The sequence below is a fragment of the Legionella hackeliae genome, from assembly GCF_000953655.1.
In the GTDB taxonomy this organism is placed as follows: Bacteria; Pseudomonadota; Gammaproteobacteria; order Legionellales; family Legionellaceae; genus Tatlockia; species Tatlockia hackeliae.
On record NZ_LN681225.1, the window covers coordinates 1,490,763 to 1,516,815 of the forward strand.

A 26,053-nucleotide genomic window follows, 5' to 3' on the forward strand; every position below is an offset into this window, starting at 1 on the left:
GTATTAGTCCAATTGTATGCCCGGTAATAATTGTGCCGGTGTTGTCAACTGGGTTTGCTCCAAACTGGCAATTGGATAAGCGCAATAATCGGCCGCAAAATAGGCGCTAGGTCGATGATTGCCGCTACAGCCAACACCACCAAAAGGCAGGCTGCTGGCAGCGCCAGTGGTAGGTCGATTCCAATTAATTAACCCTGCACGAATAGTATGATAAAACTGCTGATAATTTTTTTCATTGTCACTTAATAGACCTGCCGATAAACCATAGCGGGTTTGATTGGCAAAAAGTAAGGCTTCTTCAAACGTGCTATATCTGTAAATTTGGCTTATTGGAGCAAAAATTTCTTCGTCAGGTACGTCAGAAACGCCTGTCATATCAATGATACCCGGAGAAAGAAGTCCTGTATTTTCTTCCATCAAGAACATGTTTAGTAATGGTTTTCCACCCAGATTGATTAAATTTTCCTGGGCCTTTAAATGGTTGAGTGCATGGTCATAACTAATTACAGGTCCCATAAAAGGCTCTGGGTGATGTGTGAATGGGCCTACTGTAAGCTGTTTACATGCTCGAACAAATCGCGATAAAAACTTATCTCCTGCCGCATCATTAGGTATAAATAACCGTCTTGCACAAGTACAGCGTTGTCCAGAGGTAATCATCGTTGACAAGAGGGTCTGATAAACTGCTGCGTCAACATTTTTAATTTTATCAATGACAAGCGGATTATTCCCGCCCATTTCCAGGGCTAATATGACGTCGGGCCGGCCACTAAAATGCTGATGGATTTGTTTGCCGGCTTTGTAACTTCCTGTAAAGAAAACACCTTGAATGTCTGTGTGTAGCAGCGCTCGACTCGTATCAATTCCACCTTGAATACAATTAATTACCCCCTGAGGTAATCCACTTTCATGCCAGCATTGCATAATAAATTGAGCGACAGCAGGCGCTAATTCACTGGGTTTATAAATCACTGTATTCCCGGCTATAAGAGCAGGGACAATATGTCCATTGCTTAAGTGGGCAGGAAAATTAAATGCTCCCAGTACCGCCACCACGCCATGAGGTTTAAAACGAAGGTGGGCATTTGCGTCGGGAATAGTAAATTGTTTCCCCGCAGTTCGCTCTTGATAGGCTTGAATGGATAAATTGATTTTGGCAACTACGGAGGCTACTTCTGTTTTCGCCTCCCATAAGGGCTTGCCAGTTTCAAGAGCAATCAAATAAGTAAGTTCTTGTTGTTTGGTTTCAACTTCTTTTGCAAAATTTTGAAGGTAAGCGGCTCGGGCTGAAACATCGATAGATGACCAACCTGGCAACGCTAGATGTGCGGCCTCACAAGCGGCTAAAACCTCTTCTGTATTAGCATGATTTCCTTGCCAGATAATACTCCCATCTGCTGGATTTTTAGAACAAAAGGCTTCTCCTTCTCCCCTGATCCAGTTGCCGCCGATATAATGAGTTGCAGTATTACTTTGGTGACTTGTTTTCATATTTTGGCTCGCTGTAAATAGTTGGATCTTCAATTTGCAAGGGGGCTAAGCGCACACAATCACCACGTTTGACCGCTAACAATTCGGCTGTTTTTTTACTAAGAATACAGGAGCCTTGCTGCTCATTAAAAATGGCCTGGCTAATGGTCGCACGGAAATTAAGTTTAGTATTGGCTAATAGAAAGCGTTTGGAGCTTACTTCATCGCTGATATTTTTAACGATCATTACATGACTACTGGCGATTGTTCGAATTTGATGGCGAGGGGCTTCAATTGTTGGGCCTGCATCGAATATATCGACGTAGGAGTTATAACGAAAACCTTCGCGCATTAAAATATTCATTGCAGGCACTGTGGATTGGTGGGGTTTACCTATTACTGCCTGTGCTTCAGGTGCCAGAAGTTTTACATAAATGGGATTTCTTGGCATTAAGTCTGCAATAAATTGCTTATTGGTGGAAATGGTTAATCTGTCTGCTTCGGGAAACGGCATATGGAAAAAATGACGGCCTACATTATCCCAAAATGGGGAGTGTCCCAATTCATCCGAAATTCCGCGCATTTCGGCGATTACTGTACTGGCAAAGCGATTAGGGTAGTGGGCCATAAATAAAAATCGGGATCGCGAAAGCAATAGCCCATTACTGCTATGTCTGTATTCTGGCTCAAGAAATAAGGTACAAATCTCACTGCGCCCTTGATTATCATTAACTAAACTTAATACTTCATAATCACTGCGAATATTAAGTGAATGGCAGATACGCGTTCGCTTTGAAAGTTTGTAGGAATAGAAGGGCAGTTCATGTCCAGTAGACGCTTCTATTCCAGAAGTGCCAACAATTTCACCTGTTGCGGGATCTTCAAGTACAAATAAATAATATTCGCTAACAGGATGATTAATAGTTTTTTTAAAAGAAGAGCAGGCCCATTTGAGTCGTTTGTGCAACACCTCTTTATCCTTGGGAAGCGTTGTCATCCCAATACCACTATGTTCAGCAAGACGATGAATTGCATCCAAATCAGATTCACGAACGCTGCGAAATAACATCATATGTGTAATTCCTCAAGCCCACCTTGAGCTAAATCATGTAACAAAAGTGAACTAAGTGCTGAACGCTCAACCAAGCTATTGAGTAAAATATACTCATTGGCGCTATGGATGTTTCCTCCTCGGACACCTAGGGTATCAATGACAGCCAATCCATGGCGAGCAAGATTGTTACCATCGCAACAGCCGCCGCTGTCTTCCCAATTTATTGTCAAATCAAGTAAACGACCAAGTTTTTGTATTCGGGAAAACAATTTTTGAGTGGATTCACAGACTCGTTTAACAGGGCGATCAAAGCTGCCATGAACCGTAATTGAATAATCGGTACGCTGCATTTTAGCAATAATGGCATCTAGTTGAGTTCTGACCCATTGCTCATCTTCTGGTTTACTGATGCGTACATCCAGTTTCGCTACTGCTTTATCAGGCACCACATTTAGTGCTTCGCCCCCAGCTATCTTACCAATGTTAATGGTGACTCCGTCACGAAGTCCATTGAGTGCATGGATATCAATGACAGCTTCAGCCAAATAACAAATAGCATTGCGTCCCTGGTAAAAAGCGCGTCCGGCATGAGCTGATTTTCCTGTGGCAATAAGCGTTAATTTACCACTACCTCGTCTATTTTTTGCTAAAGTTCCTTCCGGATCCATTGCAGGTTCATACACTAATGCTGCCTGATAATTTGCCGCAATTGCGTCAAAAAAACCACTGGAGGCTGGGGAGCCGATTTCTTCGTCAGCATTAATTACTACATCCCAACCCAGTTGTTGAGCTGCTGGCATACCTTCAAAGGCACTTAGGGCATGTAATATAACAAGTAATCCACCTTTCATATCAGCAACCCCAGGTCCATTTAATTGGTTGTCATTAATATAGGTTAAATGTTGAAAAGGATTATTTGCTGCAAAAACGGTATCCATATGTCCACTTAAGAGAATCCGGCGCTTTAATTCAGGCCGCTTTCGAATAAAAAGGATGTCGCCACATCGCTGAGTAATAGGCTCTCCTTTCATATTGATTGTTGTTAGTGTTGGTAATGAATGGTGTTGAATATCATCTGCGAGAGGTTTAAATGCTGCTTCTAATGCTTCTGACATTAGCGCTAAACCTGGTAAATTTTCCGAGCCAGAATTGATTGTGCAAAATTGGTGTAGTTGCTCTATCATGAGATTTTCGTGAGCGTAAAGATAGGGTAGCAATCCCTTTAATGCTTGATCCATATTCATTACCCATTTACAAAGCCTATGACATTAACGGAAAAATCTTGGCTTAGCAATATCGTAGCGGCCAGGTTCTGTTAGCATTTCATCTTAAAGTTCACGTCTCACGCCACTTTCCAGTCTACCTCTCGGGGTTGTAGGCGAGATCCATGGATGCCGTCGATAGACCACGGCACGTCGGCGCTCTAGGATGAGTAGCTAATAGATTCTAGTCAAATTTGATGGTTGTGCTTAATGCAACCTTTGCGTATCGTTAACAGAGGATTCGTCAGTATCCACATTATCTTCTTTAATTGAGTTAAGCTGTTCTTTCATATGGTTTTGAATTTCTTTGCGTTGACTGGATTCGACACCTGCTTTAAACGTTGCTATTCCTCCCTTGATCCAGGACTGCGTGTATCCTAAGGAAAATGGGTATAAAAGAACGCCGGCAAGAAATTTCATTGCGCCGGCTAATTTTTGTAGGAGAGGAGATTGAATTACAAGCCTATCTGCCAGAGCATCATAAGCTTGGATATTTGCTTTCTCGGGGTGCAGGATAATTTCTTGAGTGCGTACAGCTGCCTCAAGCAACAAGCGTTTACCGCTTACGCCAATGTCTCCTTGTGATTTGATCTGGGTCAAGATTTTTAATCCCATCTCGATAGATGCTTTTTTAGGGTGATTACCATTTTCATACTGTGTTTTAGCGGCATTAAGTTCTTGTATACTTTGGTCAACTCTTAAGGTCAGTAAGTCATTAGCACATCTATGAGGACAATTGAAATCACGCCATTCTATCAGCCAGGCTTTGTCTTTATTATTTTTTAAGTCTTCGTAATTGGCATTGACGTAGGCGTTTACAACATTCCAGATTGTTTTTAGATGATGATTCATGCCGCGAGCTTTGACCATGGCAGGGGCCGCATGAAGGGCTTGTTCAAACTCTTCACGATTAAGTGGTGTTTCTGTTTCAAACGATTTTAGCAAATTATAATAAGCAGAGGAGACGCCTCCACGATCAATAGCATCTTTACAGGAAAAGTTAACACTTTCAGGATCCAGTTTTCGAATAATATGGTTGGTTAATTCAAATTTAATAAAATGAAACCAAACTGCTTGTTTTTGCGCGCTGGATATAGACTCTTCATGCTCCAAACCGAAGGCTTTAAAACTATTAACTAACAACTCTCCTATCTGTTTTTTTTCTTCATTTTCACTGTAGTTTCCTGATTGGTCGCTAAAGATTTGTCGTCGTACTTTTTGACTAATAAAGAAATCTTTAATTTCTGTTTTTGTATCAGGATCTTGAGTGGCAATGCTGAGAAATTCATCATAAGCTTCCGATGAACTAATTTTGTCTTTGGTTTTTGTATAGTCTTTTCCAGACATTAACCCTTTGTCAGCAGGTAAGGTAATCACTGCAATATTAGGATGATTGTCTTCAAGTTCATGCAATGCTTCAGTTAGTGCCCGCTCTTTTTTACCTTCCGCATTACTGCGGTCGTAGCCTAAATTATTAATGTAAACATGAGTGATTTTAGATGGCTCTAAGGCTCTTTCAAGCTTTATTTTTAACCAGCGCTCAAATAAAGGACTTACTCTTTCAACACCTTTATCACGCTGTCCCTGTGTACCAATACGGTATTCTTGCGGATACATTGCAGAAGGTTGCCTCGTATAACCATAATGTCGAATAGTTGCGAGACTGGTTGTATGTTGAGGTTTAAAATCATCGGAAATCATTGCAGAAAATCGACCCACCATGGAACCTGCATCCGCTGGAGATATGGATTGTTTATTAACTTTTTCCCCTTCATCTTTCAGTGCATGGGAAATTGACGTTTCTATTTCTTCGTCCAAGAGGCCATGATTAAGGGGGATTGTTTTAATCACGTTAAATGTTTCTTCAAGAATTGAATTGTCATTCTGATAAATGGATAAAATAAACTCATCTAGTTCTTCTGCTTCCCTGAGGGAACGTGTTAAGGATTGTCTAAGTAGAGCCATTAATTGACGAGTACCTGGCATAGAGGTTGTAGAAAGAGGCTGCAGGTTGCCAAGCTGTGCTTCATCAAAGCGACTTTTCTGCTTTGGATGGTCATAAATTTCGTCTATCCTACCCTCTACTTCAGTAAAAAAAGCAGTATAAATATCGGCACACGCAAAAGCTGGGTTATACTCGGTTTGCGATTGTACCGCTTTAAGATCTGCAGATAATTTTGGAGAGAAACGAGCCAGTACAGACTCGGTTAATTTTAATTGTTTTAAATAAAGATAGCAGTTTTTATTATGCAGACTCTCACTCGATGCTTTAGGAATGGTCATATATAAACTAACCTTTATGTTATCTTTTTTTATTATTGTATATATATTCTAGAATTTAATTCTTAAGAGAATATGATATAAAGTTAAATTCTTTTTAAAAATTATGAATAAACTTGTGAACTCGCTTATAAAAAACACTCATCCTCAATGGCATCCTATACTGGGTAAGGCATTAGAAGAGGTAAATGAAGATTATTTGAAAGAATTGCATCAAAATAATCAGTGGTTACCGGGTATTAATAATTTATTAGCAGCGTTTAGTCTACCGCTGGATAAAACAAACTATTTGTTGTTGGGTGAGTCTCCGTATCCTCGATTGCAATCGGCGAATGGGTATGCATTTTGGGATGCTGCGGTACAAGAACTTTGGAGTCCTAAAGGACTAAGCAAAGAAGTTAATCGTGCAACCTCATTGCGAAACTGGATAAAAATGCTGCTTGTCGCCCGAGGAGATTTAAAAGACGACCTTTCTCAGATGGCAATTGCAAAATTGGATAAGTCCCATTTTTGTCAAACTGGTAATGATTTTTTTACAGCGCTTATCAGCAAAGGTTTTTTATTATTAAATGCTTCTTTGGTCTATAGTGAGAATGAGGTACGCACCCATGCGCGTCAATGGAAACCTTTTATGCATAGTCTTTTGGACCAATTGGCTGAATATAAGCCTACCTTGCAGTTGCTTTTATTTGGTAATATCGCAAAAGAAATACCTCAGACTAAGTTTTCTTCTTGCTTAATTGCTGAGCATCCCTACAATTTAAGTTTTATAAATAATCCTCAAGTATTGGAATTTTTTAAACCTTTAGACTTACTTAATGACTATGAAAACAAAACCAACCGTTGATTTACAAGAAATTGCGAAGTTTTCGCAACACGCATCACAGTGGTGGGATAAAGAAGGCCCTTTAAAAACATTGCATGATATCAATCCTGTACGCCTTGATTTTATCAAAAAATACAGCACATTAAGCAATAAACTCATTCTTGATGTAGGTTGTGGAGGTGGGATTTTATCCGAAGCGATGGCAAAAGAAGGGGCTCACGTCATTGGGTTGGATTTATCGGAAGAAGCACTTGAGGCTGCCAAAGCTCATGCTGTTTCTAACAATATACAGATAGACTATGTTTGCAGTCCTATAGAAGACTATCAACACCCAGGTTTTGATATAATAACCTGCATGGAAATGTTGGAGCATGTGCCTGAACCACAAGTTATTATCACCCACTGTGCGCGTCTTTTAAAACCAGGTGGATACCTTTTTTTATCGACAATTAATCGAACATTAAAAGCTTATACGACGGTAATTTTAGCTGCAGAATACCTCTTGGGATTATTACCAAGGCAAACGCATGAGTTTGATAAATTTATCAAGCCAAGCGAGTTGGGAACCATGGTTCGCCTGGCAGGAATGGAATTGGCGGGTTTAACGGGTATGAATTACAACCCTTGGAGCAGAGTAGCAACATTAGATAGTTCAGTAGCAGAAAATTATTTGGTTTCCTGCTTTAAACCTTGAGCTTTCTTGTCGGCATAGCGTTGCTGATAGCGTTGATGAGCATATTTTGCTTGCTCCTCAGTGACGACATCCACTTCATTACCAAAAAGGTCGACACGTGCAGCATTTGGTTTTTGGCAATTTAAGTAAGCGGGGGATGAACTGTAATAACTGAGTGCTTCACGCAACGCTTTTTTGCTGAAAGGGGGCGTGTCCAAACGCTCATAAAAATCAATAATTTCGTCAAAAATACCAATCTGTAATGGTTTAACTTGATTACCTTTTTTGAAAAAAGCACCAGGAAAATGTTCGATTAGCCAATCGATAATTTGCAATTTATCTTTTTTTACGCTTTCAGGTTGCTGACTCATAGGTTATCTCAAAGGCAAAAATTAAGTGCATCTAAACTACCATAATTGTTAGCTTTGGCAAGCAGCTTTTTGCATTTTTTAGTAAAAATTTAAACAATAAACACCGCTTCAACTATAATTGAGTGGTATCGTTTAACGCTCTGAGACTTCAATAGAGAGATCACGTGATAAAGTTATTCAATAAATTAAAATCAAAAGGTTACAATTTACTTCCGTTGTTTATAGTAAGTTTCTCATTAAATCTAGGATTAACCTCTTTTTCATATAGCTTACAGTCAACTACAACTCGTTACACAACAGGCGTGGTTTCCATTGTACAGTCTCATGAATATCTAAGAAATCATGAGTCTCCTATCTATTGGAAGTTGAGTGCTTATTATTTGCCACAGCGGAATGATAGTTCCTGCTCGTTGGCTACTGCAGCCATGGTTGTTAATGCAGCATTAGCTGGACAAACTATTTCTGCAAAGCAACCACTAGCCACACAAAATGAAATTCTTAATCGCGTGAAAGATAAGATTTGGGATGAGGGCGTTAAAGAGGGTGGTGAAGGCGTATCGCTTGCTGAGTTGAAATTATTATTAGCTAAAGCATTAGAAGCCCATGGGATTCATAATTTTTCGATTGAATTGATTCATACTGCAGACAATTCTAAACAGAATGAAGCTGTCTTAGAACAGCATTTGCTGGCAAGTGAGAATAATGGTCAGTCAATTGTGGTTGTTAATTTTGATCAAAGTTTTTTTGCGAATGACATTAGTGTTGGACACTTTGCACCGGTTGGGGCTTATGATGCAAAAAATAAGCGGGTTCTTATTATGGATCCTGATAGAAAATGGTATGAGCCATACTGGGTTCCACAAAAGATGCTTTTAAATGCTATGGCAACACTTAACTCAGACGGTCATCATTATCGAGGCTATCTTGTCGTGCGTTTTAATTCTCAAGATCAATGAGTTATTTCTTATTAGCGTCTTTTATGTCTGAATCTATTGTGAGCCATACTTATATAATGAGGAGTTTAATTCATGGAGGAGTTATGAACACTGAAAGTCCTATACCTCACGTCAATAAAATGCAACAGCTCTTTAAAGAACAAGTTGAACACCTTCGCGAAGATATTGATAAAATTACCGAACCTCAATGTAAGGCTATGTTTGAAACAAGTGCTGAAGTGTTGCTTGGTTTAATTAAAGCTTTCGAGGATTATAAAGAAACCAAAGAAACAGCTTGGAAATGATAATTCTGACTAAAATATTAGTATAAAAGATTGTTATTTCTCTATTTGAGTGTGCAGTGGTTATTCTTTTCTATTCTTAATCGGTCCGCAATATTTAAAAATATTATGCCTTTATTTCTTACAGCGACCCAAGAGATTTCTCAAACTTAGGTGAGACATCTCCATTTTTGTAGAGCATTTATCGCTTGTTTTCTTGTTTAACTCATTGAATTTAAATAATATATTGTCATGTGTGACTGAAAAATAGTCGTAGGTATATAAAATAAACACACTTGCAGAGTAAAAAACCAATTGCTAAATTTTGAGTATGACTTCAACGGATTTGAGGTCTTTCAGAGGGATTTGCAATCATAGGGAATATGATAGTCAGGGATGAATATCAAGATAGGATGTCTTGATTGGAGACTGCGAAAGCCAGGGCATTGCCCTGGCTTTATTTTTTATACCGTGACGTAACCAGAATGAGATAGATAGTAGCTGTCAGGGTAATAAGCAAATACTACTGAACCATTTTTAATAGTGTTAATTACTGGCTTGGCAAGCGTTTTTGCAATAGAAGGGCAACCCCAGCTGCGTCCAGCGCGTCCTGATTTTTTAATGAAGTCAGGCTCAACATACCATGCACCATGAATAACTACACGTCGATTGAAGGCATTATCATTAAAACCGTGCTCCAAACCTTGGAGGTTGAGAGAGTAGCCTTTTGAGCCGATATATGTGTTTCGGGTAATATAGGTGCCTAAGCTGCTTTCTTTACTAGAAGGCTTATTGGAAAAATGACGGGGAACAGTGTCACCAGAATTTCTTCCATGTGCTACGTAGGTGTTATATAAAAGACGTTCTCTGCGAACATCAAAAACCCACATGCGTTGCTTATTAGATGGTAGAGAATAATCTATCACAGTCAAAACGGGCTTCTTGACAGCCCCTTTGTCTGAGGCATTTTTGTAGGCAGTAAGAGCCAGTTTTAATACTCTTTTGTTGAGCTGTGGCGCTTTTTGACTAAGATGTTTTACCTCCGTATTGACATCAAACCCAGTTTTCGCTGGTGGAGGAGTCTGAGTCATGCTTGTTGAAAAGAAAGCTGCAGAAATAAAGTTTAGAATTGTATTCATAACACTCCTTTTTTCTTGTTAAATCGCATGAAATAAAGGTCTCAAAAAGTTGTTGATTATATTTACAACTGAGGCAAATGTAAAATCAGAAGGAAGTTACTTATACATTTCGGAAAAACTTTTTTCAATTCATAGGGTTAAGGAATGACCGGGTTTTTGTAACTGATAAATAAGTGAACAAGTAGTATAAATTAATATCCATGAGGAGCAAAATTTGTCGCGTTGTGTGTTAAATATTAATGCTATATGGTCATAAATAGATCTATTCTGGGACTTTGAAGTTTATTATATTGCTAAAAAATAGGTTAAATTTAGAGTGAATAAAGAGGTATTTTTAGGGTTTATAGATTTCAATTCACTATATTCTGCATTATTATCCTTGATATTTTTTGACCTGCTACAATTTGGAGAAAAAACATGCTTGAGCGGTATTCAAGATCACTTCCGCAAGGCCCTCGTGCACTTATTAATAAGGCATATCGCATTGATGAATTAACCTTAATGACAGAGCTTGTTGAAAAAGCCACATTAGAGAGTAGACAGGTCACAGCGATTAAAAATCAAGCTACAGGATTAGTTGAACAAGTTCGCGCTGAGCGAAAAAAAAGCACGGGTATTGATTCATTCCTGACAGAATATTCACTCTCAAGTGATGAGGGAATAGCACTAATGTGTCTAGCTGAAGCCTTATTACGTGTGCCGGATAATGCAACAATTGACAGTTTAATCAAAGATAAATTAACGAGTGCGGACTGGAAAGCGCATCGAGGCCAGAGTGAATCTTTTTTTGTAAATGCAACGACTTGGGCGCTAATGCTCACTGGAAAAGTGCTAACGCCCGAAAAAGCCGACACCGTTTTAAGCAAGGCCTTATTTAAAGTACTTAACCGTAGTGGTGAAGGTGTTGTACGTAAAGCAGTAGATACCGCGATGCGGATTATGAGCAAACAATTTGTAACTGGACGTACAATTAGTGAAGCGTTGAGTCGAGCGAAGAAAAAAGAAGCTAGAGGTTATCGCTATTCTTATGACATGCTAGGAGAGGCAGCTCTAACAGCGATTGATGCCAATCGCTATTTTCTTGCTTATAAAGAAGCCATTGAAGCTATAGGTACGAGTGTTGATAAAACTACCAATGTTTATCAACGACCAGGAATTTCTATTAAATTATCGGCATTATTTCCTCGTTATCAAGAAGCTCAACATGTCCGAGTTATGGAAGAATTGCCTCCTAAATTACTCGAATTGGCCCAACTTGCTAAGAAATATGATATAGCGCTAACTATTGATGCTGAAGAATCAGAACGACTGGAACTCTCTTTAGACATTATTGAGCGTGTGTTCAGAGATGATAGCTTGCATGGTTGGCATGGGTTTGGAATGGCCGTTCAGTCCTATCAAAAAAGAGCATTCTATTTATTGGATTGGATTGCTGACTTAGCGAGAAGCAAGCAGCGCCGTATGATGGTTCGTCTGATAAAAGGTGCTTATTGGGATAGTGAAATTAAAAAAGCTCAGATGCAAGGTATGTCTGAATACCCGGTATTTACTCGTAAAGTATTCACGGATGTCTCATTTCAAGCCTGTGCAAAGAAATTATTAACCATGACGGATGCTATTTATCCGGCATTTGCAACGCACAATGCTTATTCTGTGGCGATGGTTTTGAATTTGGTAGGGGAATACAAGGATTTCGAATTTCAATGCCTGCATGGTATGGGTAAAGAACTTTATGAACAAATTGTCCCTGCAAACCGTCTGGGAATTCCTTGTCGCATTTATGCACCAGTGGGTAGCCATGAGGATTTATTACCTTATCTCGTTCGTCGTTTACTGGAAAATGGTGCCAATTCTTCCTTTGTTAATCGTATTGTGGATGAGAAAGCGCCTATCAGCTCATTGGTTGAAGACCCAGTCAGCAAGGCAAATCATTTATTAGGTAAAATTAATCAAAATATTCCTTTGCCTATCTCTATCTTTTTGCCAGAACGTAAAAATTCAAGCGGTTTTGATTTTACTGACAGAGAGGCTGTTGCCAAGTTACAACAACAATATAGCGAAATGGATTTATCGCGTTGGTCTGCCAAACCGCTTTTAGCGGGAGGTAAGCAAGGAGGAGAGGTCGATAGAAGCGCAACTTCGCCACAGAATTTTGATTATCCGATTGGCCGCATTAGCAACGCCACTATCGACGATTTGGATTGGGCATTAACTAAAGCCCAACAAGCATTTCCTTCCTGGAGTAATACTCCTGTCAATGAGCGAACTGCCTGCATCGAGCGTTTTGCCGAACTTTTAGAGGAACGTACTCCAGAGTTATTGGCGATGACTTGTTTAGAAGCTGGAAAAACCTGGAGTGACGGTATTGCTGAAATTCGTGAAGCTGTTGATTTTTGTCGTTATTACTCAATGATGGCTGAAAAATTAATGGGAAAACCAATGCGATTGCATGGGTATACTGGCGAGCTTAATGAATTGAGTTTACACGGTCGAGGAGTAATTGCTTGTATCAGTCCATGGAATTTTCCCTTAGCTATTTTCACGGGTCAAGTGGTGGCTGCCTTAGTTACAGGGAATTGTGTTGTGGCAAAGCCTGCCGAGCAAACATCAATTATTGCTACATTTGCTGTTCAATTAATGCGTGAAGCAGGAATTCCTGACGATGTTATCCAACTATTGCCTGGAAGTGGCGAAGTAATTGGTGCTGGTTTAGTTGCTGATCAACGTGTTAAAGGCGTTATCTTTACTGGCTCTACGCAAACTGCTGCAAGCATTAATAAAACACTTGCGACGCGTGGAGGAGAGATTATTCCCTTGATTGCCGAAACCGGTGGTCAAAACGCAATGATAGTGGATTCATCAGCGCTGTTGGAGCAAGTTACTGTTGATGCAATTACCTCTGCATTTGGTAGTGCAGGTCAGCGCTGTTCGGCGCTGCGCGTCTTATTTGTGCAGGAAGAAGTTTATCCCCGGATGATTGAACTGTTAAAAGGTGCAATGGCTGAATTGCAGATGGGTGATCCTAGATGGTTGTCTACCGATGTTGGTCCTGTTATTGATAATGATGCTTTGGCAGGTCTTAAGTCTCACGTGAATTCCATGCAACAGGAGCATGAGATTATTTATCAGTGCAAATTACCTGAGGAGTGCGATAGGGGCTACTTCATGCCGCCAACAGCTATAGCGCTTAAAGATATGTCTGCGCTTAAAAAAGAGGTATTTGGCCCTGTATTGCATGTGATTAGTTATAAACGAAAAGCATTGGATAAGGTGATTCAGCAAATCAATGATACTGGATATGGCCTGACATTAGGAATTCATAGTCGAATTAATGAAACAGTAGAGTATATCCGTAGCCATGTCCACGCCGGAAATTGCTATGTTAATCGCAATATGATTGGTGCTGTGGTTGGCTTACAGCCTTTTGGTGGAGAGGGATTATCTGGAACCGGCCCTAAAGCTGGTGGTCCGTATTATCTATTACGCTTATGTCATGAGCGAACTTATACTGTCGATACGACTGCAGCAGGTGGTAATGCCAGTTTAATGTCTCTTCCTGAGGGGTACTAATCATCACCCGCTTTCTGGATGCCTCGGACAAGCCGAGGCACGTAGGGTGGGTGTGAGTCGCTATGAGTAATTTTTCATGCACAGGTAGCTTAAGATGAGAGGGTATGTCCCCTCACCTTACCACTCCCGCGTGTATCACATCCTACGTGGTTATTAGAACTTCCTACGTGGTTATTAGAACTTCCTATGTGGTTATTAGAACTTCCTATGTGGTTATTAGAACTTCCTACGTGCCTCGGCTTGTCCGAGGCATCCAGGAATGTTGAATCAAGAGATTATACTAATCCACATAATGATCAGGATGTGTCTTGTCAAAAACTTCTTCATGCTTTTTAGCAAACCACCACGGTAATACGACGAATAAAAATAAACCGCCAATTAAGAAAGTTTCAAAGAAATAGATATTATTGATTGGGATTTGTGTGGGAGGAACAAAACCGATAAGCATTGCACCAATGCAGCATAAAATACCAATACTAGATACTAAACACATTACGGCATTGCCGCCAGGTATTTTATAACTGCGAGGCTGATCAGGCTTGCTGTAGCGTAGTTTGATCGCTGCCGAGAACATAAACACATACACTAACAAGGCCATTTGAGCACTTAAATCGCTTAGAATCCAATAAGCTGCATTAATGGAATCAAATACAATAAACACCGAACTTAATAGTGAAAAAATAATTCCTTGGGTTACCAAAATCGCTACAGGAGCGCCATATCGGTTAACCTTTGAGAAAATTTCCGGCAATGAACCATCCTGGGCGGATACTAGCAATCCTTTTGTAGGGCCTATTATCCAAGCGGAGACTCCACTTAGACCACCAAGAATTATCAATAGTGCAATTAATGGTGTCATCCAGGGTAACTGGTAGGCATTAAAAAATACTGCATAAGCATCAATTAATCCTGAGACCACGCTTAATTGCTGATTCGGTACTACAATTACAATGGCTAAAGAGCCAAATACAAGAGTTGCAAAAATCAGGAACGCTGAATATAAAATCGCACGAGGGTAATCACGTTGAGGATTTTTTACTTCCTCTGCATGAACCGCTGACATTTCCATGCCTAGCAATCCAAACAATACAGCCGAAAATAGAGATAAATTACCAATGGAACTAAAATCAGGAAGCCAGGTTGACGTTGTGTCTACTGCAAGAGGGCGGCCTTGAAAAAACCATACTATCCCTAAGAGACTGATTCCTACCATAGGTAATATCGTTCCAAGGCTTGCTCCAATAATACTAACAATACTAGAAATTCGCATGCCGAAGCAGTTAAGCAGTGTAAATAACCAAAATAAACTAAGTGTGGTGGCTAGCAGATAAAATTTATTATTTGCTAACTGCGGGGCAAAAAGATACGACAAGGTAGCTGCTATGAATGCCAATATCGTGGGGTACCAGACAACGTTATAAATCCATTGTAACCATATAGTAATAAAGCCTGCTCGTCTTCCAAATGCTTCACGAACCCAAACATACAGTCCGCCTGTATTAGGGTAAGCTGTGGCTAATTCTGCTGCGACTAATGCAACAGGTATAAAAAAAGTAAAGGCTGCCACAAGATAATAGGTTACTAAAGGCAAACCTAGCTTCGCACTGATGGGAAGTGTTCGTAAGCTATCAACTGCAATGACATTAATCATTACCAATGAAAAAACCGATAAAACTCTTTTAGGATGCATGCGAAATCCCTTAATGGATGACAACAAAATATTGGGTAAATGGTAAGGTCATGCAGATGACTAGGAATCAAATTTTCAAGCGGCAAAATTTAGCAGTTTACCTCTATAAAATCAATCTGTACGCCATATTTAACCTGGTCTCTGGAGCACGAAAAAATTAATCATTATATCCTGGGATGTAAATTTTTGTCATTGCGAAGGTAGTGAAGCACTCTAGGAGCGTAGGATGAAGTCTCCTGATATAAACACCAGAAGACTTCGGAGATGATTACATTAAGTTGCGAAGTACATACTGCAGGATACCACCATTGCGGTAATAGCCTAATTCGTTGGTTGTATCAATACGGCAAATAACATCGACGATTTCTTTGGTTCCATCCCAACGTTCAATCACCATCGGTAATTTAGCACCAGGTTTTAATGAATCATTAATATCAATGCTGATTCGCTCGGTACCATCTAATCCTAATGTTAAGCGATTAGTACCTTCCTGGAATTGCAGGGGCAATATACCCATTCCAATTAAGTTTGAACGATGAATACGCTCAAAACTTTCTGTAATAACAGCTTTCACGCCTAATAAATTAGTTCCTTTGGCTGCCCAATCACGTGATGAACCAGTACCGTATTCTTTACCAGCAATCACCACCAATTGCTGATTCTCTTTTTGATAGAGCATTGAGGCATCATAAATAGACATAACTTCATTAGAAGGGATATGACGTGTAACACCACCTTCAATACCTGGTGTCATTTCATTGCGAATACGAATATTGGCAAAAGTACCACGCATCATCACTTCATGATTGCCTCGTCTGGAACCATAAGAGTTAAAATCAGCCTCAGTTACCCCTTTAGATTTTAAATATAAACCAGCGGGAGAACTGGCTTTAATTGAGCCAGCAGGTGAAATATGATCCGTAGTAATTGAGTCTCCCAAGAGAGCTAATACATAAGCTTTGTTAATAGGCTTAATGGGGTCTGGCCTAGCTGACAGGTTTTCGAAAAACGGTGGGTGTTGAATGTAAGTAGACTCTGCATTCCAGTTATAAGTTGGTTCACTGCCCGTTTTAATGGCCTGCCAATGCTCATCACCCTTGAATACTTCAGCGTATTCTTTGCGGAACATCGTTCCAGTTACTTTTGCAACTTCTGCAGCAACCTCAGCATTCGTGGGCCATATATCTTTTAGATAGATATTATTACCATTGGCATCTTGACCAATCGGCTCCTTGCTCAAATCAATACAGGCTGTTCCACATAAGGCATAAGCAACGACTAATGGAGGAGATGCTAGCCAGTTTGCGCGAACTTGCGGATGAACACGACCTTCAAAGTTACGGTTTCCGGAAAGAACAGAACAGACAACCAGGTCATGCTTGTTGACACAGTCGGAAATTGGATCAGGTAGTGGGCCTGAGTTACCAATACAGGTAGTGCAGCCGTAACCTACAAGGTTGAAGCCTAGTTTATCTAAATATTCTTGTAAACCGGCATGTTTTAAATAGTCGGTGACTACTTTGGAGCCAGGAGCAAGAGAGGATTTCACCCAAGGTTTACGTTTTAAACCTTTTTCTACTGCTTTCTTGGCGACTAATCCTGCTGCCATCAGCACACTTGGGTTAGACGTGTTTGTGCAACTCGTGATTGCTGCAATGACGATATCCCCATGCCGCATTTCGTAATCATGGTTAGGTACAGGGAATGTCCTATCTTGTTCAAGAGTTTTACCTACTTCTTTCATGAAGGTACAAAATTCTTCATGAAGTGTCGCTAGTGTTACTTTATCCTGGGGGCGTTTAGGGCCTGCAAGAGAGGGCTCGACAGTGGTTAAGTCTAGCGTTAAAACATCAGTAAAAACAGGATCTTCAGTCTCTTTGTCATACCATAAACCTTGTGCTTTACAATAGGTTTCGACCAGTGAAATAGTATGAGAGTCCCGGCCAGTTAATTCTAAATAACGTAAGGTTTCTTTATCGACCGGGAAGAAGCCGCAAGTGGCACCATATTCAGGGGCCATGTTGGAAATAGTTGCGCGGTCTGCAAGTGGTAAATCAGTAAGCCCTGGTCCATAAAATTCAACGAATTTACCGACGACGCCTTTTTTGCGAAGCATTTGAGTGACCGTTAGAACCAAATCAGTAGCAGTAATTCCTTCTCTTAGCTTCCCTGTTAACTTAAAGCCAACCACTTCAGGGATTAGCATTGAAACCGGTTGGCCTAACATGGCTGCTTCTGCTTCAATACCTCCAACTCCCCAACCTAAAACACCCAGGCCGTTGATCATTGTGGTATGAGAGTCTGTACCTACAAGAGTATCGGGATAGGCGTAAAGTTTACCGTTATCTTCACAAGACCACACGGTTTTGCCGAGATACTCCAGGTTTACCTGATGGCAAATGCCTGTACCCGGGGGGACGACCTGAAAATTGGCAAATGCTTTTTGACCCCAACGTAAAAATTCATAACGCTCTTTATTCCGCTTAATTTCGATAGCTGTATTGACTTCGAGTGCATCAGCACTAGCGAATTTATCAACCATTACAGAATGGTCAATCACCAAGTCAACAGGGGATAGAGGAGAAATACGCTCAGGATTACCCCCTAATTTTGCCAGGGCATCACGCATGGCTGCTAAATCAACTACTGCAGGCACTCCTGTAAAGTCTTGCATCAATACTCTCGCCGGACGATAGGCGATTTCATGTTGTGAGGTTCTGGTTTGTAACCATTCGGCAATTGCTTTAATGTCTTTGGTAGTAACTGTTGAACCGTCTTCAAAACGCAGTAAATTTTCAAACAGTACTTTCAATGAGTACGGTAAGCGATTAATCCCGGGAAAATGATTTTTTTCAGCTTCCTTAAGACTAAAGTAATGATATTTTTTACCGTCCACGGATAGTTGCAATTCCGTCGATAGACTGTCTTGGCCCACTTTCATAGATACCAACTCCATTGAGTTCAAAAAAATCTAATGATAGCTGAAATGAAGCAAGTTTTCATGCGGGGAAAGTATGTCTTCTCAAATTTTTTTTAAAAATTAGAGGCCTCAAGAAAATTAAGATGTAATTTTTTGAGGCCCTGTGATTACCCACAAACTTGCGGAGTAGTCTGAGCTATAACTTCAATGCTCGCAATGGGTTTTTCTGAACTTAACGATAAATGAACTTGTTTAAATAATTCATCTTCTTCTTGTTTAACGATTGCTTGGTGAGGCACAGTTTCTACCAAGGCATAAAAGGCTGTAGGTAATAGGATAGAAAGCGAAGTCCCCAGTACGATTAAACTTAGTGGTACGCTAAAAGGAAGTGCAATAAAACTAAAAACGAAAGCTGTAAAACTTGCCTTTAATAGCATTGTATTTACATCATCAAATAATGTGTAGGAATAATAGGTTTCATCCCCGCCAATGTGACAATAATCAGAAGAATAGTAATAATTCCGAACTAATATGGGCATATCTTGTGGTACACGAACACAATTGATAAGCGTCTTGGCAAAAAGTGCATAGCAACGCAAAATGGCTTCTTTTTCAAAAATATTATCGCAAAGACTAAGTTGACGCTGAAATGCCCACTTTTTTCTAGAAATAAGGTTAATAGTTGAGTGTTGATTTTTAAAGTATTTGATACTATCTGTTACTAATTTTTCAATACTTTCTTCACTTATTTTTGTTTTTGATTGAAAGAAAGGTGGCATAAGTTCATCCTGATCTTGGCTATTCAAAATGAGCCTATCATGCCTCTAAAAGCTGAGTATTTTGGTTTTACATCCAGGTAATAATTTTTAACAAATTAGATAAGTTTTTTTAAGTTTTTATTGCCAAGAGATGTGCAAGCAAGTTTTATGAAAATGGCCTAAACTTATTTTCAAATATAACTAACAAAAAAATAGGAATTGGTACGGATATTGCATTCAGACCTCGATAAGACAGGGAGTTTATAAATGGTTGATTTAATTCAGTTAATATCAATGCAGTCGATGACGACAGAATCAGGTAATGTAGCGCAACAAGAGGACATTAATTTTCAACAAGGGCAAGAAAAGTTAGCTTTTGTTGCTTTGATGGCTGAATTACTAACAAATAACCAACAATCGTCCCAAGATATCACTCTTAATAATCAAAAAGTTATTTTGCCCGATCAAATAGAAACCACACAGGGAATAGAGGTATTAACTGAGATACCTGAATTGATTGATGAGGGTAATTTTAGTGAAGCGTCACAAGATATTGAGCTGAAAGAAACTCCAGATGAAACAAAAGAAGCAGCAGCGGTATCGGAGAACGCAATTCCTTTAGCCTGGTTTAGTGTATCATCCTTTGAGCCACCAAAAGCACAATTAACACCTTCCAATGAGGCACTCCCCCCCTTAAACCTAAAGACCTCTACTGAGAAAATGCCAAGCATTGTATTGGCGAATAATGAAGAGGGAGAGGCTGCCCCCACTTTAAAAGAAGAAACAATTATTCTGCCTAATAGCGCTGAAGCTATAAAGAATTTGGATAAAAGTGATAGTGTGAAGCTGGAAACATCTGATGCAAAAAATGCAATACAGAAATTGCCCATTGTCGCAGACAATACCTTACCTGAAGAAGCTGTGCTTTCAAAAATACCAGTAGAAACGTCCTCTTCACAGGATGTTGATATGGCAACGTCTATAATTAATGCAAAAGAGAATATAGACTCCACCGGCGATATAAAAATTCCCACGAATCAGATGGGTGCAGATAGTCAACGACTTATAGAAACTAATTCTCCTGCAATTCATTCCGCAGCCAATACTAACTTTAAACCCCACGTGAGTGATACTAGCTCTCCTAAAGCGTTGACTTTAGCCCAAACGGTTTCAAGCCCTGAGTGGGGAGAAAATTTTAATCAGCAAATTTTATGGTTAGGCCAGCAGAAAATTAAATCGGCTGTTATAAAGTTGAATCCTCAAGAATTGGGACCTTTAGAAGTTAATATTAAATTAGTTAAGGACGTGGCGAGTGTGAACATAACAACCCACTCTACTCAAGTACGTGATCTTATTGAGCAAACTATTCCCAGGCTTCGAGACATGATGACTGAGCAAGGCGTTAATCTTTCACAAGTTAATATTGAATCAAGTAATCACCAACAGAATAACTCAGCCGAGCAGTCTAATCAGGCTCTGACAGAGGAGAGCGACGAGGAGTTAGTGATCCTCACCCCATTAACGACACCAAAAAATAAAGGACTTATCGATTATTTTGCATAACTCTCTTGACTAAAGGTTTCTCTTGTTGAATAGTAAAAAATCAGGACTATCAACAAGGAATGTTCAGTGTCTTATCTCAACTTATTCAACTGGGTAAAAAGTTTTACTTTTCTTCTGGAACCGTTTCCCATTGTAACCATGGATTCGAATTCTAGTGTTAAATCGCTTTCGCCATTAACAAATCAGGAAAATCCAAAAAAATTATCAAAAGAGGATAAGGCTGTTGCCCTGGATCAAGCCAAAATAATTGATAATAAATTAAGAAAAGCGTTTACCAAGCTGACTACTGCTGATTTTGCTGATCCTTCAGGGTTTGCTGACTTCAACAAATCGAGTACTAAAGTCAAAGAATATTTGCATGTACAAAAGATTTTAGAATTTTATATGAAAAATAGCATTGAACAGCATAAACAACGAAGCATGCAAATTCGAGCATTTCAACGTTGGATTGAAACTGCAAACTATTTACGTCGCCAGCAGTGTTATGAAGGTGCAATGTTTGTAGCGACAACTTTGTTAAGGTTGAATGTTGATTTAAAATTAACAGCGGAGTTACCCAAGGCCTATCAGAAAAAATTTGAAGCACTAATGGAAATGGTTTCACCTTTCAAGAACTTTGGTAATCTGCGTAAAGAAATAAAAGCTGCAAAATCGACAAAAAAATTCTTACCTATCTCCCTTAAGACAAAGGATCTAACCCATTTAAATGAATTATTAAACGTAGATGTAAGTAATGAAGTTAAAACGCCTTTTTTTAAATCAAAAATTGCAATACTTAAAGATATAAAAAATGAGCAGCAAGAGGGCCCCGCTTTATCTATAGAATTAGAAAGTGCTTATCAGAGAGTGAAAGTAAAATATGAAAATGAGTTCAGAGGGGAGATTGACATTACTGGAAAGGCAAAAGTTGACTCCACTTCTGAAGTAAATATTTTGTCAGCAGGAAATCCTAATCCAAATTACCGTGTGATGAGGGTGCGGTCTGAAAAAACTACTCGTATTTATTTCTACAATGACCATCATACATTCTGGCAAAGGGAATCTAATGAGGTCACTCTAGAGCAAGCTACAGACCAACCAAGCAAAAACTTGGCATTTTAGTCATTGTTGCTAATCAATTAAAAGCAACGTTTTTGGCAACGGATTATCATGCCATTCCAGCTGTTGATAAGACAGGATTTTTGGCAGCGATACCCGTGGCGATAATAATATGGATACCAGTTTGACCAGTATAGAGTGGGTTGATAATAACGATTACGCCATGGACCCCAATATCGACCTGGATATTTGTGATAACCGGAATGATTGTAATAGCCGGAATGTTTGTAATAACCTGGTTTGTTATAAACGTTGAAATACGCCAGCTGCATTTGTTTAGCAGGTGTTGGTGAAGGTTCAGATGTTGCTGCCTGTGTGGTGGCTGTAAATCCTACAGCAAAAAAAATTATGAACGACGTTAAAAGTACAGGTAGCAATCGAATCCTTTTGACAGAAGAGTTATACATCTCCTTGCCCTCTATTTAGATTGGCCCAATTTAATTATAGAATATTGGGCTGAATTTCGGCTGAGAGAGGGGCATGAAGAATGAATTTGCGATGTTACTATTTTTTGATGATGGCAATGATTTTAATCAGTAGAACATCGTTTTCTTTATCAGGTAACATTCCCGTTTGCCCGGATAAAATTGCAGTGAAAGAGCAATTATTAAAATTGCCTACAGGTTGGGAATCATTAACTTCCGATATTCCCCATTTTCTAAACGGAATCTCAGTATATTCAGGGCATCCAAGAGATTTAGTAGCTCTTAAGCCTGATGCAATTAATGAAAAAAAAGCAATGTGGTCTTTTTCAACGAAAGACACGATTTATGTTGTGTGTGAATATAATGGCACTAGTATTATACTTACTCAAAAAATACCTGCAAAAATACGTCATTGTGAATTAATTTATAATCCATTTGTTAGAGGAGAAAAAGGGTATATTCCTAAGTTACTGAATTGTCGGTAAAGTAGTATCACTACTGGATGCCTCGGACAAGCCGAGGCACGTAGTCGTCACAGCAAAGGCAAGTTGTTGCCACAGCAGGGTAGGTAGTTGCCACAGCAGGGTAGGTAGTTGTCACCGCAAAGGCAGGTAGTTGTCAGACCTAAGGCACGTAGTTCTCACAGCCAAGGCACGTAAAATTAGGCTTTACTATTAATTTCAAGCTTGCGGGCTTCTTCGACAAACAGGTTGCCTTTAGTTTTAGTACTAAAGAAAGAGAGTTTTTTGTCGGCAAATGTTGAATAGGCGAGTAAACCAATTCCTGGTAATACCCCTGTAACAATGATACTAATAATTACCAAACAGCCACCTAAAAATCTTTTAAAACCAGAATCGCGATGTAAATTTAATTTGTCTTCCATCCGGGATAAAGAGCCTTTAAATCTCTCTAATCGGTCACTGGCAAGGGGTACAGTCTCTCCATCAAGCAATTCTTGCTTTAGAGCATGTACTTCATTAAATTTGTCTCTGATTTTTTTATAATCATTGTCATTAATTTCTGGCAGGGGTTGGTCAATAGTAGCCTTTGCCAACTGAGGATATAACTGTATTGCTTCGCTTAATAAATGAGTCAAGTAATTATTGACTAAGGGTATAAGTCGCTCGTCAATGAGCAATGCTTTTTTTACTTCAACAGGAGATTGTAATTTTTTAATCAGTTCTTGTTGCTCGCTGGCTCTAGCAGTAATCCTTTGAATTTCTTCATTTTTAGACCGAGTTTCATCGCCATGTGTATTACTTTGATGTTGATGTGCTTCATTGGCTTTAGCAATATCTTCTCTTAATTTCTCAGTTTCTTGAGTTAATTGACTAATTCTTTGCTCACGCGTCGCGAGCGCTTTTTCTAAATCTTCAACGTCTGGAGATGATGCACCTAATGCAATGGCTTCCTTCTTAATCAGCGCAAAAAATTTCTCGCTAATAGAGTCAGGTTGAATATGTAAATCAAATTTTTTCTCTTTCAATAGCATTGCGGCAATCTTTATTAAATCAAGACTGCGAAAATGCAGTTGTTTAGCGTCAATATCTAATTGCTCTGGAGATAGAAGCTCATTCAGTGACAGGTAATCTTTTTTTAACGATGTGACTAAATTATAAAGCTGTTCAATATTAGCTAGATGCTTTGCAGGCGGGGTTTGTGAGGCTTCAAAAAATGCATCTAAATGAGTATTTTTTTCATTTAATATTAACTCATTAATCTTGGCTTTTTGCTCGAGATTCAAACTTCTATCTGAACGAATCTCCTCAAGTGCTTCTGTCAGCATTTGTTTTACTATTTCGATAGTAATAGGGCGAAGTGTCTGCATCTTCGCTTGTAGTAGGGCTAATATTCCAGTTCCATCGGCGTTGGTATCGAGGTTGGATACAAATTTTTTAAAGGTACTTTGGAATTGCTCAGGCGGTGCCAAAGTATATTCAAGTTGATCGTGAAGAGTATCTGATTGTTCAATAATTGATTTAAAATGAGTTTCAATTGTACGCTTTAATCCTGCTTTCAATAAATTACTGCACTCTTTCAGAATATCAACGTCATCCTGGGATATGTCACCTCGTTTGCCCCCGAGAGCCCTTGCTAACAGGGCAAAAGGTTTAGCGATAGCTCCGCGCAAGCGCTTATCTTCCTCTTCGGTTAAATTATTCCTTAAATACTTTTGACTAATTTCATCAACAAATACTGATAGTCCTTCAAAAAAAACACTTCGTGTGTTTTTATCACGGACTAACTGTAATAATTTTGAAGGCACTTTGCCATCACCCAAAACCATTTCATCGATTGTATTTTCTATAGCGTTGGCTATGGCTTCAACTAAGGCATCTGGTGTTGCATCTGTTAAGCGATCGAGTTGAATATATTGTCTTAAATAGAGCATGGCGTGTTCGGGATTAACAAATTTCCCCAGCATCTGAGGTGCAACATTACGCATTTTTTCATGTCTATTGCCATGAAAATGTACGAAACGTTCACGTTCTTTGGTATATTGCGCGCCTAGAACAGCATAGGAACCATTTTCAAAAAAACGAAAGGCTTCGTCATTTTGTTCAACAGCCAAATAATGATCCAGAATAACTTTATATCGTTCAGATTCTGTAGCCCCTAAAAATCGATTAAGGACTCCATCAAGCTCTGGATGTGAGAGGTTTAGCCCGTACGTATTGGGAGCAAAGAGCCCAGTTGTTTTATGAAAAAAGTGGAATATCTTACAGAGCACCAAATCCTGAACTGTTGTTGTATCTCTATTTTTGATGTTGGCTGGAAGCTCTTCAAGTTGTTGATTATAGCGATTACCACTTGCTGAGCCATGATGACCAGGAATGATAAGGGGTTGCATTCCATTAGGTACAATGGGTGTAAAGCAACGAGTACGTTCATCTCTATACAACAATAATTCGTAATTATCAAAGGGAGGTTGTTGGTAGAATCGATCGTCTTTCCAGGCAATGCCCGGTATCTTTAAAAAACCACCGCCTGGAACAGGATCAATTAAGAAAGGATTAATTCTTACCGTTTGTAAGCGGTCTAATAGCAATTTCCGTAAGTCTAAGTGATCGGCTTCGGTATTTTTGAAAAATTTCTGTACTGCTGCACGGGTATAACTACAAGGGCTACCACGAAGTACATCAAATAATGATTGGTGTGGTTCTTCCCCAAGCGTCTTCTTAATGCGTGCTAATTCATGCATTATCAAGACTGATTCGACCGCCCCTCGGCTGTGAGCTGCAATTTGAATGGTTTTTTTGCCTTCTGCAATAGCTCTCAAAATTAAAAAAACAGCTTGAGCAACGCGCTCCCCAACTTCGCTTCCTAATGTGGTTGGGCCATTGAGAACATCAACAGAGGGAGAGCAATAAGAAAGAGGATCGGTTGTTTTTGTGATCTCTGCTTCTTCATCCAAAATGCTAACAACAGCTTGGGCCGCATAAGATAACGTCTCTCCGCGTTCATAGGATTTTTTGGCTACGGGATTGCTAAGCGTAATGGTTGGTTGTGGCGTAAAGACTGTGTCTGTGCCTAATGGGAAAATAAAATAATGAGGTTGTTTCGTCTCTTCTTGACTTAGACACTCAAAAATATCCTTTAAATTGTTAGGTTTAGGCATGTTAGACTCCACTGAACTCTTATTCAGTCCATTGGTTCGTTTAACATCCTGATTGTTGGTTACTGATTAAATAGAAAGAGGTATAAAATTCACTAATTGTACTTGTTTTGTACTTTACT

At 39.4% G+C, this 26,053-nt stretch carries 19 protein-coding genes; 8 read left to right on the forward strand and 11 right to left on the reverse strand.

The genetic code is table 11. The features are described 5' to 3' along the window. Window positions 1–3: 3 nt before the first annotated feature. The 4 genes from astD to LHA_RS06735 form a co-directional block, all read right to left on the reverse strand. The gene (gene astD, locus LHA_RS06720) at window positions 4–1,491 is read right to left on the reverse strand and encodes a succinylglutamate-semialdehyde dehydrogenase (RefSeq protein WP_045105862.1); all 1,488 of its coding nucleotides are present in this window, start codon (window positions 1,489–1,491) and stop codon (window positions 4–6) included. Next, window positions 1,469–2,542, reverse strand: coding sequence for an arginine N-succinyltransferase (astA, locus tag LHA_RS06725; protein ID WP_045105863.1), 1,074 nt, complete (start codon window positions 2,540–2,542; stop codon window positions 1,469–1,471). Before astA ends, astD begins: the two co-directional genes overlap by 23 nt. Continuing rightward, the gene (locus LHA_RS06730; protein WP_082060310.1) at window positions 2,539–3,762 is read right to left on the reverse strand and encodes a hydrolase; all 1,224 of its coding nucleotides are present in this window, start codon (window positions 3,760–3,762) and stop codon (window positions 2,539–2,541) included. Before LHA_RS06730 ends, astA begins: the two co-directional genes overlap by 4 nt. A gap of 231 nt (window positions 3,763–3,993) precedes the next feature. After that, a complete protein-coding gene (locus tag LHA_RS06735; RefSeq protein ID WP_052673621.1) occupies window positions 3,994–6,069 on the reverse strand; it encodes a hypothetical protein in 2,076 nt (691 codons plus the stop codon). A gap of 103 nt (window positions 6,070–6,172) precedes the next feature. Here LHA_RS06735 and LHA_RS06740 point away from each other — a divergent pair, with 103 nt between their 5' ends. Together LHA_RS06740 and ubiG are read left to right on the forward strand one after the other, a co-directional pair. Continuing rightward, complete coding sequence (locus LHA_RS06740) at window positions 6,173–6,913, forward strand: uracil-DNA glycosylase family protein (RefSeq protein ID WP_045105864.1); 741 nt, start codon at window positions 6,173–6,175, stop codon at window positions 6,911–6,913. Further along, window positions 6,891–7,586, forward strand: coding sequence for a bifunctional 2-polyprenyl-6-hydroxyphenol methylase/3-demethylubiquinol 3-O-methyltransferase UbiG (ubiG, locus tag LHA_RS06745; protein ID WP_045105865.1), 696 nt, complete (start codon window positions 6,891–6,893; stop codon window positions 7,584–7,586). The genes LHA_RS06740 and ubiG overlap by 23 nt, the downstream gene beginning before the upstream one ends. Here the strand turns inward: ubiG and LHA_RS06750 are convergent. Then, window positions 7,559–7,936: a ProQ/FINO family protein gene (locus LHA_RS06750; RefSeq protein WP_045105866.1), complete on the reverse strand. Its 378-nt coding sequence runs from the start codon at window positions 7,934–7,936 to the stop codon at window positions 7,559–7,561. The genes ubiG and LHA_RS06750 overlap by 28 nt on opposite strands. Before the next feature lie 164 nt (window positions 7,937–8,100). Here LHA_RS06750 and LHA_RS06755 point away from each other — a divergent pair, with 164 nt between their 5' ends. Continuing rightward, complete coding sequence (locus tag LHA_RS06755; RefSeq protein ID WP_052673622.1) at window positions 8,101–8,892, forward strand: phytochelatin synthase family protein; 792 nt, start codon at window positions 8,101–8,103, stop codon at window positions 8,890–8,892. Between the two features lie 83 nt (window positions 8,893–8,975). Continuing rightward, window positions 8,976–9,176, forward strand: coding sequence for a hypothetical protein (locus tag LHA_RS06760; RefSeq protein WP_045105867.1), 201 nt, complete (start codon window positions 8,976–8,978; stop codon window positions 9,174–9,176). A 440-nt stretch (window positions 9,177–9,616) separates the two neighbouring features. On the opposite strand, the gene LHA_RS06765 is transcribed toward LHA_RS06760, so the two are convergent. Further along, a complete protein-coding gene (locus LHA_RS06765) occupies window positions 9,617–10,243 on the reverse strand; it encodes a murein L,D-transpeptidase catalytic domain family protein (protein WP_370447942.1) in 627 nt (208 codons plus the stop codon). A 465-nt stretch (window positions 10,244–10,708) separates the two neighbouring features. Here LHA_RS06765 and putA point away from each other — a divergent pair, with 465 nt between their 5' ends. After that, window positions 10,709–13,861: a bifunctional proline dehydrogenase/L-glutamate gamma-semialdehyde dehydrogenase PutA gene (gene putA / locus LHA_RS06770; protein WP_045105869.1), complete on the forward strand. Its 3,153-nt coding sequence runs from the start codon at window positions 10,709–10,711 to the stop codon at window positions 13,859–13,861. Between the two features lie 280 nt (window positions 13,862–14,141). On the opposite strand, the gene LHA_RS06775 is transcribed toward putA, so the two are convergent. The 3 genes from LHA_RS06775 to LHA_RS06785 all read right to left on the reverse strand — a co-directional run bounded on the left by LHA_RS06775 (window position 14,142) and on the right by LHA_RS06785 (window position 19,250). Beyond that, on the reverse strand, window positions 14,142–15,551 hold the full coding sequence (locus LHA_RS06775; RefSeq protein WP_045105870.1) for an APC family permease: 1,410 nt from the start codon (window positions 15,549–15,551) through the stop codon (window positions 14,142–14,144). Between the two features lie 268 nt (window positions 15,552–15,819). Beyond that, window positions 15,820–18,492, reverse strand: a complete 2,673-nt coding sequence (gene acnA / locus LHA_RS06780; RefSeq protein ID WP_045105871.1) for an aconitate hydratase AcnA — start codon at window positions 18,490–18,492, stop codon at window positions 15,820–15,822. A 146-nt stretch (window positions 18,493–18,638) separates the two neighbouring features. Continuing rightward, the gene (locus LHA_RS06785) at window positions 18,639–19,250 is read right to left on the reverse strand and encodes a lpg1689 family Dot/Icm T4SS effector (RefSeq protein WP_045105872.1); all 612 of its coding nucleotides are present in this window, start codon (window positions 19,248–19,250) and stop codon (window positions 18,639–18,641) included. 246 nt (window positions 19,251–19,496) lie between these two features. Between LHA_RS06785 and LHA_RS16000 the strand changes: the two genes are divergently transcribed. Continuing rightward, on the forward strand, window positions 19,497–20,792 hold the full coding sequence (locus LHA_RS16000) for a flagellar hook-length control protein FliK (protein WP_052673623.1): 1,296 nt from the start codon (window positions 19,497–19,499) through the stop codon (window positions 20,790–20,792). Between the two features lie 66 nt (window positions 20,793–20,858). Further along, complete coding sequence (locus LHA_RS06795; RefSeq protein ID WP_045105873.1) at window positions 20,859–21,893, forward strand: RasGEF domain-containing protein; 1,035 nt, start codon at window positions 20,859–20,861, stop codon at window positions 21,891–21,893. A gap of 17 nt (window positions 21,894–21,910) precedes the next feature. Here LHA_RS06795 and LHA_RS16005 read toward each other — a convergent pair whose 3' ends face one another. Further along, a complete protein-coding gene (locus LHA_RS16005) occupies window positions 21,911–22,297 on the reverse strand; it encodes a hypothetical protein (protein WP_052673624.1) in 387 nt (128 codons plus the stop codon). 80 nt (window positions 22,298–22,377) lie between these two features. Here LHA_RS16005 and LHA_RS06805 point away from each other — a divergent pair, with 80 nt between their 5' ends. Further along, window positions 22,378–22,800: an STY0301 family protein gene (locus tag LHA_RS06805; protein ID WP_052673625.1), complete on the forward strand. Its 423-nt coding sequence runs from the start codon at window positions 22,378–22,380 to the stop codon at window positions 22,798–22,800. Window positions 22,801–22,976: 176 nt separating this feature from the next. Here LHA_RS06805 and LHA_RS06810 read toward each other — a convergent pair whose 3' ends face one another. Beyond that, on the reverse strand, window positions 22,977–25,934 hold the full coding sequence (locus LHA_RS06810; RefSeq protein ID WP_045105874.1) for a coiled-coil domain-containing protein: 2,958 nt from the start codon (window positions 25,932–25,934) through the stop codon (window positions 22,977–22,979). Window positions 25,935–26,053: the final 119 nt, after the last annotated feature.

Coding starts and splice junctions, on each gene's coding strand:
- astD (WP_045105862.1), bottom strand. CDS start 1,491: ATGAAAACAAGTCACCAAAGTAATACTGCAACTCATTATATCGGCGGC.
- astA (WP_045105863.1), bottom strand. CDS start 2,542: ATGATGTTATTTCGCAGCGTTCGTGAATCTGATTTGGATGCAATTCAT.
- LHA_RS06730 (WP_082060310.1), bottom strand. CDS start 3,762: ATGGATCAAGCATTAAAGGGATTGCTACCCTATCTTTACGCTCACGAA.
- LHA_RS06735 (WP_052673621.1), bottom strand. CDS start 6,069: ATGACCATTCCTAAAGCATCGAGTGAGAGTCTGCATAATAAAAACTGC.
- LHA_RS06740 (WP_045105864.1), top strand. CDS start 6,173: ATGAATAAACTTGTGAACTCGCTTATAAAAAACACTCATCCTCAATGG.
- ubiG (WP_045105865.1), top strand. CDS start 6,891: ATGAAAACAAAACCAACCGTTGATTTACAAGAAATTGCGAAGTTTTCG.
- LHA_RS06750 (WP_045105866.1), bottom strand. CDS start 7,936: ATGAGTCAGCAACCTGAAAGCGTAAAAAAAGATAAATTGCAAATTATC.
- LHA_RS06760 (WP_045105867.1), top strand. CDS start 8,976: ATGAACACTGAAAGTCCTATACCTCACGTCAATAAAATGCAACAGCTC.
- LHA_RS06765 (WP_370447942.1), bottom strand. CDS start 10,243: ATGACTCAGACTCCTCCACCAGCGAAAACTGGGTTTGATGTCAATACG.
- putA (WP_045105869.1), top strand. CDS start 10,709: ATGCTTGAGCGGTATTCAAGATCACTTCCGCAAGGCCCTCGTGCACTT.
- LHA_RS06775 (WP_045105870.1), bottom strand. CDS start 15,551: ATGCATCCTAAAAGAGTTTTATCGGTTTTTTCATTGGTAATGATTAAT.
- acnA (WP_045105871.1), bottom strand. CDS start 18,492: ATGAAAGTGGGCCAAGACAGTCTATCGACGGAATTGCAACTATCCGTG.
- LHA_RS06785 (WP_045105872.1), bottom strand. CDS start 19,250: ATGCCACCTTTCTTTCAATCAAAAACAAAAATAAGTGAAGAAAGTATT.
- LHA_RS16000 (WP_052673623.1), top strand. CDS start 19,497: ATGGTTGATTTAATTCAGTTAATATCAATGCAGTCGATGACGACAGAA.
- LHA_RS16005 (WP_052673624.1), bottom strand. CDS start 22,297: ATGTATAACTCTTCTGTCAAAAGGATTCGATTGCTACCTGTACTTTTA.
- LHA_RS06805 (WP_052673625.1), top strand. CDS start 22,378: ATGAATTTGCGATGTTACTATTTTTTGATGATGGCAATGATTTTAATC.
- LHA_RS06810 (WP_045105874.1), bottom strand. CDS start 25,934: ATGCCTAAACCTAACAATTTAAAGGATATTTTTGAGTGTCTAAGTCAA.